At 38.0% G+C, this 12,224-nt stretch carries 10 protein-coding genes; 2 read left to right on the top strand and 8 right to left on the bottom strand.

Features of this window, described 5'->3' with window-relative positions:
- Nucleotides 1–120: 120 nt before the first annotated feature.
- Together FB551_RS04590 and FB551_RS04585 are read right to left on the bottom strand one after the other, a co-directional pair.
- Nucleotides 121–1,035 (bottom strand): helix-turn-helix domain-containing protein, encoded by a 915-nt coding sequence (locus tag FB551_RS04590; RefSeq protein ID WP_142015487.1) that lies wholly within the window; start codon nt 1,033–1,035, stop codon nt 121–123.
- 76 nt (nt 1,036–1,111) lie between these two features.
- A complete protein-coding gene (locus FB551_RS04585; protein WP_142015485.1) occupies nt 1,112–1,909 on the bottom strand; it encodes an SDR family oxidoreductase in 798 nt (265 codons plus the stop codon).
- Nucleotides 1,910–2,043: 134 nt separating this feature from the next.
- Between FB551_RS04585 and FB551_RS04580 the strand changes: the two genes are divergently transcribed.
- Nucleotides 2,044–5,385, top strand: a complete 3,342-nt coding sequence (locus tag FB551_RS04580) for a DEAD/DEAH box helicase (protein ID WP_142015483.1) — start codon at nt 2,044–2,046, stop codon at nt 5,383–5,385.
- A gap of 113 nt (nt 5,386–5,498) precedes the next feature.
- Here the strand turns inward: FB551_RS04580 and FB551_RS04575 are convergent, their stop codons facing one another.
- The 6 genes from FB551_RS04575 to FB551_RS04550 all read right to left on the bottom strand — a co-directional run bounded on the left by FB551_RS04575 (nt 5,499) and on the right by FB551_RS04550 (nt 10,854).
- Entirely contained in the window at nt 5,499–6,809 is a 1,311-nt protein-coding gene (locus FB551_RS04575; protein ID WP_142015482.1) for a T9SS type A sorting domain-containing protein, read from the bottom strand.
- 239 nt (nt 6,810–7,048) lie between these two features.
- Nucleotides 7,049–8,224, bottom strand: coding sequence for an acetyl-CoA C-acyltransferase (locus FB551_RS04570; RefSeq protein ID WP_142015480.1), 1,176 nt, complete (start codon nt 8,222–8,224; stop codon nt 7,049–7,051).
- Between the two features lie 154 nt (nt 8,225–8,378).
- Nucleotides 8,379–8,879 carry an endonuclease V gene (locus FB551_RS04565; RefSeq protein ID WP_142015478.1) on the bottom strand — a complete coding sequence of 167 codons (501 nt, stop codon included), beginning with the start codon at nt 8,877–8,879 and terminating at the stop codon, nt 8,379–8,381.
- 9 nt (nt 8,880–8,888) lie between these two features.
- Complete coding sequence (locus FB551_RS04560; RefSeq protein ID WP_142015477.1) at nt 8,889–9,251, bottom strand: VOC family protein; 363 nt, start codon at nt 9,249–9,251, stop codon at nt 8,889–8,891.
- Nucleotides 9,248–9,697 (bottom strand): GNAT family N-acetyltransferase, encoded by a 450-nt coding sequence (locus FB551_RS04555; protein ID WP_226798618.1) that lies wholly within the window; start codon nt 9,695–9,697, stop codon nt 9,248–9,250. The genes FB551_RS04560 and FB551_RS04555 overlap by 4 nt, the downstream gene beginning before the upstream one ends.
- Before the next feature lie 116 nt (nt 9,698–9,813).
- Complete coding sequence (locus FB551_RS04550; RefSeq protein WP_142015475.1) at nt 9,814–10,854, bottom strand: M28 family metallopeptidase; 1,041 nt, start codon at nt 10,852–10,854, stop codon at nt 9,814–9,816.
- 161 nt (nt 10,855–11,015) lie between these two features.
- Here FB551_RS04550 and FB551_RS04545 point away from each other — a divergent pair, with 161 nt between their 5' ends.
- Complete coding sequence (locus tag FB551_RS04545) at nt 11,016–12,155, top strand: aminotransferase class I/II-fold pyridoxal phosphate-dependent enzyme (protein ID WP_142015473.1); 1,140 nt, start codon at nt 11,016–11,018, stop codon at nt 12,153–12,155.
- Nucleotides 12,156–12,224 lie beyond the last annotated feature (69 nt).

The following is a 12,224-nucleotide window of genomic DNA, read 5'->3' as shown; positions in this document are numbered from 1 at the left end:
AATTCTTTTTGCAAATTTAGACACGCTGTGCTATTAAAATGTAGTTCATTTTTGTCATTTTTATGCTACATTTTGACCAATAGCAAAAAAATACCCGGCTTAAAATGCCGGGTGCTTGTATTAATTGAAAGACTGCCTGTAGCTCAGCGGCGTCTTATCTGTTTTCTTTTTAAAAAGTTTATTGAAAGACTGTGGATGTTCAAATCCCAGGGCATACGCTACTTCTGATACTGAAAAACCTGTGGTAGTAAGATATTCTTTTGCTTTTTCAATCAGTTTTTCGTGAATATGCTGTTGAGCATTCAATCCCGTAAGGTTACGAAGCATATCGCTAAGATAATGGGGAGACAGATTGAGTGTGGAAGCCAGAAATTCTACCGTTGGAAGTCCTTTATTCAGTGTTTCCTGCTCATTGAAATACTTTTCCAGCACCACCTCCATTTTAGCCAGTACATCATTATTAACCGCCTTTCTTGTGATAAACTGTCTTTTATAAAAACGGTTGCTGTAATTGAGAAGAACATCAATATAAGAAACAATAACGTCCTGGCTCACTTCATCAATGGCTGTATTCAGCTCATTTCCAATGTTATCAAGCAGTCCGGTTATCGTTGTTTTTTCCTGATCAGACAAGTGCAGCGCTTCATTCGTATCATAAGAAAAGAAGCCGAAGTTTTTGATATTCCTGGCTAAAGGATAACTTCTGATAAAATCCGGATGCACCAGCAAAGTATACCCGCAGTATTCTGCATTTTCATCGGTGGAAAGAACCTGTCCGGGTGCCGTAAACATCATTCCTCCTTCATTGAAATCATAATATCCCTGCCCATAGCCCATTTTCCCGACCGTGGAATATTTATACGAGATCTTATAAAAATTCAGGATAAAGCTTCTCTTCAGCATATCTTTTTTGATGCTCATTTTCGTATTATCCACAAGACTTACCAGAGGATGAAGCGGCTTGGGCAGCTGTAACATGTCGTGCAGTTCTGATATGGATGAAATTTTCAAAGGAATATTATCTTTCTTTTCCATGATATAAAATTATAAATTATTTGGTGGAAAAGACAGTACAAATGCGATTTACTTTATACTGTCTTTCAAAGCCTGATTATATAAACTGTTTTCCAAACTGCTCTCTGAATGCTTCATCGCCTAATTCAAGACGCTGTGCGTAGATGGCTTTAGCATCCTCACCTGCCACATATCTCAGCTGTTTTTTGCCGTCTGTAGCAGCCTCGTACACTACCTCCGCAATCTGTTCCGGTGCAGAAGCAGCTTCCATCATCCCTTCCATTTTAGAAAACAGAGAATTCGTCATATCTTCATACGCCGGGCTGGATGCTGAGTCCAGAGAACGGCTTACAAAATCCGTTTTGATTCCTCCAGGAGACACAGTTTTAATCTCAATTCCCAACGTATTAAGCTCAAAAGCTAAGCTTTCACTCCATCCTTCAAGCGCCCACTTCGTTGCGTGATAAGTAGAACTCAATGGAAATGCTACCAGTCCTCCTATAGACGTTGTAGAAATGAACATCCCTTTTTTCTGTTCTCTGAAATAAGGAATAAATGCCTGTGTAACGCGTATAACCCCTAATAAATTCGTGTTCAGCTGTTTTACGATCTGATCATCAGAAAGCGCTTCCAAAGGTCCTATTAAGCCATATCCTGCATTATTGTACACCACATCAACGTCTCCAAGTTCCAGTGCCTTCTTTACAGCAGACTTAATCTGTTCCGGGTTGGTAACATCCAGCGGAAGGACGGTTACATTCTCCAAAGCCGCAAGATCAGCTGCTGCTTCAGGATTTCTCATCGTAGCGATTACTTTCCATCCTTTGTTTTGAAATAATTGGGCAGTTGCTTTTCCTAATCCTGTAGAAGCACCTGTTATAAAAATTGTTTTCATTTTTCTTGGTTTAAAATTACAGGACAAAGTTCTGCATTAAAACAAACCGCAGAGTTGCCAAAATGGGGTAAGCTGTAGCCAAAACGGATTCTTCAATAGATTTGTTTTTTGTAAGTTTGTCCCCATCTATTTTTATGGCAGAATATATTCTTGACAACATCAATATCAGTACACTTTCCGTGTATGACCTGCTGAAACATACTTCAGACAGTGCATTTATCGGAATCAGGGATTTCCGTGAAATCTATCCCGTTGCTATTGAAAACAATACAGGAATATTTACTAAGCAATCCTCATTACAGGATTTCCCGGTAGTTACCATCAGTAAAATAAACAGCTCGCTGCTCTGTTCCTGCACCTGCGGCAATGAAAAGAATATGCTTTGTTCTCATCAGACAGAAATAATCCACTGCATTATTGAGAATAAAAATTATCGGCTGTTTTTTGATGAAGTACTCCGCAAAAAAACTTTTCTTCCTATAGCAAAAGGATATGGCCTGGAAAATGAGCCGGATCTGGATCAGTATTTTGAACTGGAATACAATGATGGTAAAATTGAAATCCATCCCAGAATCAAGGAAATGCTTCCTGTAGACAATATAATGCTGACAAGCAATCTTCTTCCTCAACTTCCTTCTAAACTGGATGAACTGGCCATACTGGAAACAGGCAAAAAACAGATATTGGTTATCGGGAAGCACCGTTATTACAACCATATGACGTTTTCGCTGATGGAGGCAGAAATAACGCAATCAGGAAAAATAAAAAACCCTGTGCATCCTGTAGATGCCATGCAGCTGATATGGAAAGCGGAAAAGCCTGCAGACATTAAATTTTATACTGCCATTACCTCTTTCCAGAATAATTACAATGAAGATTATAATCCGTCGGAACTGGAAGCTTTAAAGCTCATTGTACAGAATCCTCTGGAACTGGAAGTCTACTATCATGACCGGGAAATTGCAGAAACGGTGTCAGCAAAATCACTTTTCCAGGTTGAAATAAACACTTTAGATGCAGAGGTTCAATTATCTGTATTTAAGAAAGATCCGTTTTTTGAAATCACCGGAGAATTACTGTTTAATGACATTTCCATTCCTTTTAAAAATATTGTTCTCAGAAATGAGTATTTCGTCTATAACCGAAACATTTTCAGCTTTGTAGACGATCCGGATATGCTCAGAATCATCCGGTTCTTTAAGGCTAATAATGAAATTTTACTGGTTCATTCTTCAAAATATGATGCTTTTATGAAGGATATCCTCTCTAATTTAGAGGAACGTATTCACATTAATTACAGCTATATACAACCCGCAACCAAAGTACAGCTTGAAGATAAAAACTATCAGATTGAAAAAGTCATTTATCTCCGTCAGCAGAAAAACTATATAGGAATTACACCCGTCATGAAATACGGTGATGTAGAAGTTCCTGTCTATTCCAGGAAGCAGCTCTTCGATACAGATCAGAATGGAAATCCGTTTAAAATAGAAAGAAACGAACCGGCAGAAGCCCGCTTTACTTCTTTAGTGATGCAGCAGCATCCTGATTTTGAGGAACAGATGGACGGCTATCAGTATTTTTATCTCCACAGGGATAAATTCCTTGATAAAAACTGGTTTCTTGATGCATTTGAAACCTGGAGAAATGAGGGAATCATCATACTTGGCTTTAATGAATTAAAAAACAATAAATTAAATCCTCACAAGGCAAAAATCAATATTCAGATCACTAGCGGACTGGATTGGTTTAATGCTAAATTAAAAGTGGGTTTTGGCCCCAAAGAAGCTTCATTGAAGCAACTTCATAGAGCGATCCGGAACAAGAGTAAATTCGTCCAGTTAGACGATGGCAGCATGGGAATTCTCCCTGAGGAATGGATGGAAAAAATATCCGCTTACTTCCAGGCAGGAGAAATTGATGAAGAGCTTTTAAAGATTCCGAAAATCAACTTTTCGGAGGTAACCTCACTGTTTGAAAAAGAAGTGCTGAGCCGGGAGATTCAGGAAGAACTTGCCTCCTATTCCACAAAGTTTTCAAAAGTAAAAAACATTCCGGAAACGGCTGTTCCCGCTGAACTGAATGCTGAACTGAGGGATTATCAGCATGACGGCCTGAACTGGCTTAATTTTCTTGACAATTTCAACTTCGGAGGCTGCCTTGCAGATGATATGGGATTGGGAAAAACCATTCAGATCATTGCTTTCATCCTTTCTCAAAGGGAAAAACGGGGTCATACCACCAACCTGATTGTAGTTCCTACTTCCCTGCTTTTCAACTGGCAGGAAGAGCTCAGCAGGTTTGCACCTTCCATAAAAGTATTGCTTCATTATGGTTCAGACCGGCCGAAAACAACGGCTCATATGTCTGATTATGAAGTAATCCTTACCACTTACGGAATGCTTCTTTCGGACATTCAGTTTTTGAAAAATTTTAATTTTAATTATGTGTTTCTGGATGAATCACAAGTGATAAAAAATCCAAATTCTGAAAGATATAAAGCAGCAAGACTTCTTCAATCGAGAAACAGGATTGTGCTGACCGGAACACCTGTCGAAAACAGCACTTTTGACCTTTACAGCCAGCTTTCATTTGCCTGTCCGGGATTATTGGGAAGCAAACAATATTTTAAAGATATCTATGCAATTCCCATTGATAAATTTGAATATAGCAAACGTGCTGTGGAACTTCAGCAAAAGATAAAGCCGTTTATCCTCAGAAGAACGAAAAAGCAGGTTGCCAAAGAGCTCCCGGAAAAAACAGAAACGGTCATCTACTGTGAAATGAATACGGAACAGCGCAAGATTTATGCTGCTTATGAAAAAGAGCTTCGCGAGTTTATTGCCGCCAATGATGACGATGATCTGAACAAGAACAGTATGCACGTTCTTACGGGGCTTACAAGACTCAGACAGATCTGTAATTCCCCTGTTCTGATGAAAGAGGGATATTCCGGTGAAAATGCCGTTAAAATCGAAATTCTGATGGAACAGATCCTTGGAAAGTCCAAAGATCATAAAATTCTTGTTTTCTCACAGTTTGTGGGCATGCTGGATCTCATAAAGACAGAACTGGAGCGCCATAACATCCGGTTTGAATATTTAACGGGCCAAACGAAAGACAGAGGGGATAAAGTATCGAATTTCCAGAAAAATAAAGATATCCGGGTATTTCTGATCAGCTTAAAGGCCGGAGGTGTCGGCCTCAATCTTACTCAGGCAGATTATATTTATCTCGTTGATCCATGGTGGAATCCTGCAGCTGAAAACCAGGCTATTGACCGAAGTTACCGTATAGGCCAGACTAAAAATGTAATTGCGGTAAGGATGATCTGCTCCAATACCGTGGAGGAAAAAATTCTTACGCTGCAGAAAAAGAAAAAACAGCTGGCTCAGAATCTGCTTGCCGCTGACGGAAAAAAACTTCAGGGATTGTCTAAACAGGATCTTATGGATTTGCTGAAGTCCGGCTCATAGCACAATATATAAAACTATCAATCAGTCAATTAAATCATAAAAAAACCGACAGGTAAAAAACCTGTCGATAAAAAAACAAAAATTGATATGGATATGATTTAGATATGATGTGTCTATTTTTTAATAATCTTTTCTGTAACGGTTTTTTGATTCTTCGTCTGAATTTTAATCAGATAAGTTCCCGGAACAAAACTGTCCATAGAAACCGTCTTAGAGTTTCCTTCCTGCATCTTTTGCCCGGACATATTGTAAATTTCATATTTCTCCAGTCCTTCTTTCATCTTAATTGTTACAGAATTTGCTGTAGGATTTGGATATAGGGTAACAAGGCTTGATGCCTCTTTAGAAACTTCAAGGGTTGAAAGACTTTCAGGCTGAATATTTAAGGTATAATCCTCTGCCTGACCGATAAACCAATCTGAAGGGCACGGAAGATTCTTCAAAGCTCCCATCCATGAATTGGATTCATAGGCTTTTACCAGTCTGAAACGGGTTTCTCCCAACTGTGCTCCTGCCGGAATGGTGATATTGCCTGTTGTAATCCCGGACTGCTGGCTAGGAACAGGATTGGAGTTATCCAGATAGCCCAGATTAAATTGCTCATCAGCATCAAACTGATTATTATGGTTAAAATCAATATAAGCATAGGCTGATACCGTATTCTGACCATGCGTACCTCCTGTTACGGTTATCGGATAACTATTTCCACGGTTAACATTGAAAACTGTTGCTGTGAAGTTTTCAAGTACATCAGAATTCCCGTCAAGCGCACTGTTTCTAACAACTCCAGCAAATTCTACCGTACTGATCTCACTCACGGTCAAACTTGTAATATTTTCTGTACCACAGTAAGGAGCCGGGAAATTTGGGGTATTCCCTATGATATTGACTGTATAATCTTCTGTCTGTCCTGCTCTCAAGCTGGCATCACAAGCTGAACTGATAGAATTAGCAGCTGACGGATTTGAATAAGCCTGAACATTGGTATTCTTAAGAACTCTCATTCTGGTACTCCCACTGGCAGCATTCGCAGGGACTATTATCGTACTATTGATTGTAAAAGCATTGGCCGGATTGGCCGCTTCAAGTCTTCCAATATAAAAGCTTTCTCCTGCGTCGTCGAAATTACCATTCTGATTAAAGTCTATAAAAACTACTACATCACTTGGAAAGGTACTGGATGGGCCTTGCACAGATATAGAATAGGAACTTCCTGACTGCAGATCTGTGGATATTGCGGTAAAGTTCTCATAAATCTGTACATTCGAAGACTGAACAGGTGATGAATTATTAATCGTTCCGAAAGTAACATTACTGATCATATTACTGTCAGCACCATACTGAAAGGTGGGCATACAGTATTGTAACTGCGCATTCATTACCGATGCAAGTACAATACCAGAAAGAGTAGTTATTTTTTTCATTTTCTTTGTTCAATTTCTTGTGACAAATTTATATTTATTTAGAATGAATAAAAATAACAATGCAATGATATTTGTCAGTTTAATAAAAATAGAATATTTAAAGCGTGTTTAGCTATATTAAATAATTTTATTTATTATCAGATAACCAATATATTACCAAAAAAAAGCTCTTTCTCAGATTTGACTTTAAGAAGGAGCTTTTTTTGATTATAATTAAAATCTAAGGTATTTTATGCCTTTCAAATACTGTTTTCAATAAGAACTGCGGATGCTCCTCCTCCTCCATTGCATATGGCAGCAATACCATACTTTCCTTTTTCCTGGTGCAAAACATTCACCAAAGTGGTCATAATTCTGGCACCTGAAGCGCCAATCGGATGTCCCAGAGCAACCGCGCCTCCATACACATTAACCTTATTCAGATCATAGCCGAGAATTTGCTGATTGGATAGAATTACTGAGGAATAGGCTTCATTAATTTCGAAAAAATCGATATCAGAAAGGCTAAGACCAGTTTGCTTCAACAGTTTTTCAATGGCTATGGAAGGTGAAGTGGTAAACCATTCCGGAGATTGTGCCGCATCTGCATAGGCCACTATTTTTGCCAGTGGTTTTAAATTATATTGTTCTATAGCTTCAGATGAAGCTAATAAGAGAACCGCTGCACCATCATTGAGATTGCTTGAATTGGCAGCTGTAAGCATTCCGTCTGCCTCAAATGCAGGTTTCAGCAGAGAGATTTTCTCTGGGATCAGCTTGTCAATATCTTCGTCCTTACCAACAATCGTAGTTCCTTTTTTATTTTCTACCGATATCCGGATCAGTTCGCTATCAAACTTGCCGTTTTTTGCTGCTTTCTGAGCTCTATGATAGGATAATAAGGTATATTCATCAAGTTCCTGTCTGGTAAGTCCATATTTTTTTACACCTAATTCTGCTGCACTTCCCATGTGGAAATCATTGTAGACATCCCATAATCCATCTTTGATCAATCCGTCAGTAAGGTTGGTATCTCCCAGCTTTGTTCCCTGGCGGATTTTGACATAATGCGGAACATTGCTCATACTTTCCATGCCACCAGTCATAACGATATGATCCAGTCCAAGCTGGATCTGCTGTGCTCCAATCATCGCTGATTTCATTCCGGAAGCACAGACTTTGTTAATTGTCGTCGCATCTTTATCAACAGGAATTTCAGCAAAAATAGCAGCCTGCCTGGCTGGTGACTGGCCAAGTCCGGCACTCAATACATTTCCCATATACACACTATCAATGTGCTCAGGAGAAAGTCCAATACTTTCATAAGCATTCTGAATGGCCAAAGCTCCCAGCTGAGGCGCTGTAAATCCGGACAGGCTTCCCATAAAACCACCAACCGGGGTTCGTTTTGCTGCTACGATAAATACTTCTTTCATAGATTTTATTTTTATAATATACCGATCGGTACATTTTTGATTTAAAAAAATCCCTTTTATTTGATCAGGGAATTACAACAAAGATAACTAAAATATACCAATCGGTATATTTATAGATAAGAAAAAATCTTACTTTTTGGTAAGAATTTATTATTTATGCTCTGCTTAGCTGATCAAGTTTTTTTAATAATGCAGGAATTCTGTAAGCACCATGCATCTGTTCTACTTTCGATTGAACTTCATCTACATTCATTCCTCTGGCAGTTACAAAAAGTGGCGTTTTGCTTTCTCCACGCACGACACTTCTTCGCTGGGAATCCGGTGTTGTAAATTCATTTTTTGCAATCCCCACTACAGGATACTTTTCTTCCAATTCTTCATAAAGGTGTCCACCCAGTCCAATTTTCCCATCATTATCCAAGGTAACATATCCGTCAACAATGATGATATCTTCTGGTTTTAATGTTATTTTCTTCAACAGGCTTACAATGCAGGGCAATTCTCTTTTGTAAAAGGCTCCGCTTTCATATTCTGAACTCACAGGAGTCTGTTCTATAAAAGTTTCCACTTCCTTTTCAGAGGTCCAGTCTTCAAATGCAATACACACGGTATTGGCATAATCCTCATAATAGTAGGTATCAAATGCGTAAATCATATTTCTTTTTTAAAAAAACTCACCGAAATGCCACAAAATCCCTGAAGGATCATGCACAAAACACTCTTTTCCCCAGTCCATCGTTCTGACAGGAGTGAGTTTTACATTTTCATATTTATCCGTAAGCCCCAGAGACAGAAGCTCTTTCCAGAATTCATCGGTATTGTCCACTTCCATAAAGATCATGGTATTGTCAATCCAGTCTTTTGTATAATAATCCTGAAGATAAAATCCAATTTCTTCACGGATAAACAATGATAATTTAGCTTCCAGAACAACTTCTTCAAATCCCAGATCTCTATAAAAATTTCTGCTGACATCAAAATTCTGTGCTCCAATAAAAGGTCTGATAGATTTTAATTTCGGTATCATAATTTTTTACTTTTCCAGTTTTCAAAGGTCATTTCAAATTTGATTTCTCCTTTTCCATGGATTCCTGTTTCTTTCCAGCCGGATTTTCTGTAAAAGATTTCAGCCCTTGTTTCAGGTGAAGTACCCAGCCATACGAAATCTTTATTTTGTTCAAAATACCAGTCGAGCATAATATCATGGAGTTTTCTGCCAATTCCGTGATTTTCAAATTCTGGATGTACAAAGAGTGCCCAGATATTATTTTCTTTCAGATCTGCAATGGAAAAACCAACAATCCGATCTTCAACCTCAACTACCCATCCTTTTCCTCTTTGAAAAAGAAATTCCTCACAGTCTCTATCTGTAACCAATCCCGGATCTGACAATGTATTTTCTTTCACCGAATTTCTTACAACCTGTATTTGTGGAATGTCTTCCGGTTTTGCTTCTCGTATGATGATTTTCATGGTAATGGTTTTATTGTGCAAGGATTTTATCTCCGATAAAATCTGATCCTGTTGAAAGCGTCTTTAAATTCTTAATCCTTGTCAAGGTTCAAAACCTTGACAAGGATGATATCTGTTTATTTCCTATCCACTACAATTCTTTCTTCTCTGTTGGCGATGTCCCATGCCGTTGTAAAAATAAGCTGAGTTCTTTTCTCCAACAACTGGTAATCAATCTTTTCAGGATCATCTCCCGGTTTGTGGTAATCTTCATGAATACCGTCAAAGAAAAATGCTACAGGAATATTATGTTTGGCAAAATTATAGTGATCTGAACGGTAATATAATTGTTCAGGATCATTTAAATCATCGTATTTGTAATTTAGTTCAAGATTATTGGTTCTCTTATTCGCTGCTTCATTGATTACTTTAAGCTGAGAACTTAACATTTCAGAACCAATTACATAAACATATTGCTTTCCTCTGTTGGCAGGATCATCACGTCCGATCATATCAATATTAAGATCAACAACGGTATTGGCTAATGGGAAAACAGGGTTCTCTGAATAATATTCCGAACCAAACAGTCCGTGCTCTTCCCCTGTAACATGCAGAAACAGAATTGATCTTTTAGGTCCCTTACCTGCTTTTTTAGCCTGCTGAAATGCTTTAGCAATTTCCATTACGGCTACAGTTCCGCTTCCGTCATCGTCTGCCCCGTTGTATACTACTCCATTTTTTGTTCCTACGTGATCATAATGTGCAGAAACTACTACAATCTCGTCCGGTTTTTCACTTCCTTCAATAAAAGCTAAAATATTTTCAGAATCCGGCAGGTTCCCTCCTCCTCTTTTCTTCATGAATTCAGACGGTACTTTCTGATAGTAAGAGCCTAATGCTTTAGGGGCTGCAATACCCAGATTTTTATAGTAATTAATCATATATTCGCCTGCTTTTTTCTGTCCTTTGCTTCCGGTGTCACGACCTTCCATATCGTCTGCTGCAATGACATACAGGTTTTTCTTTAAATCCTCTGCATTAATCTCTTTATAGGCATTATTAAATGCTTTATTATGTTTTGTTGAAACAGGATGCGAAGCATTTCCGTCAGCTATTTTTGCCGTTCCACAACTGTTCACTACAGCCATTGCGAATAACGGAATAAGTATTTTTTTCATAAAGAATAAATTTCTTAAAAATAACAATTTTTATTGAATCCCCGCATCAATAATCACGAGGACAAAATAATGTGCATTTCATTATAATTCTAACAATACATAGATTTTAAGTATAATTTTGATATTAAAATTTTATTATATTTGATTAAAATACAAAATAGGTGGATAAAATTTACGGATTTACTCATTACTCCTTTTTTACGGAGATGTCGGAACTGGCAACCAGGCACGGAAGCTTTGATCTTTCTTTGGGACTCCCGGATTTTGATATTGATGAACGCCTCACCGAATTTTTAAAAGAAGCTGCTGAAAAAAGCACTTACCATTATGAACCTCTTGCCGGCAGCCCTCTGCTGATAGAAAGTATCATTCGTTTCAACACAAAACGGGCTCACAGTATATCAGTCACCAATAGGGAAATTACTATTGTTCCCTGTGCAACCTTTGCTTTATATACTTCCCTGAAATCAATTCTGAATCAAGGCGATGAAGTCATCATTATTCAGCCTTCTTATTATACTTATGGGCCGGCTGTTGTGATGAATGGAGGTATTCCAGTTTACTATGATCTTGATGGCGACTTTACAATCCAATGCGATCTTTTCAAAAAATGTATCACTCAAAAAACAAAAGCCGTCATTGTCAATTCTCCCCAGAATCCAACCGGAAAAGTATGGAAGAAAGAAGACTGGAACCAGCTTTATGAACTGATTAAGGATCACGATATTTATTTAATTTCTGAAGAAATATATGATACTTACTGTTATGAAGAAGAAGAACATTACAGTTCTTTTATTCATCCGGGACTTAGGGAAAGGACTTTCTGCATTTTTTCTTTTGGTAAAATGTTTCATACTTCTGGCTGGAAAGTGAGTTATATGCTCGCTTCTGAATGTTTAACCTCAAGATTTCAATGTCATCAGCAGTATATTTCATACAGCGCGAATGCTCCGGCACAATATGCTATCGCAAAATATCTCGATGTATTTGATCCGGATATCAATAAAAAATTCATGCAGAAGAAAAGAGATACTTTTAGTGAAATGATTAAAGAAACACCATTTCTGATCGAACAGCAATCCGAAGGAAGTGTTTTTCAGGTGGTTAATTTCAGGACTATTTCTAAAAGCATGACGGATGTAGAGTTTTCAAAATGGCTGACGATTGAGAAAAAAGTTTCCTGTCTCCCGCTTTCTGCTTTTTATAATTCCAGAGATAATTCAGATTATATCAGGTTTAGTTTTGCTAAAAAAGATGAGCTCATTATTCAGGCCTTGGAACATTTGAGAAAGAATCTTTAATCTTGTCACATATTTTTTCCCGCAGATTGCACGGATTTCACAGATGGTGATGGATATTTTTGGCTGCAT

Origin of the sequence: Chryseobacterium aquifrigidense, from assembly GCF_006716485.1 — a bacterium.
Lineage (GTDB): Bacteria > Bacteroidota > Bacteroidia > Flavobacteriales > Weeksellaceae > Chryseobacterium > Chryseobacterium vietnamense.
Note: the sequence above shows the minus strand (reverse complement) of the source record. Positions and strands in the feature narration are given on the sequence as shown.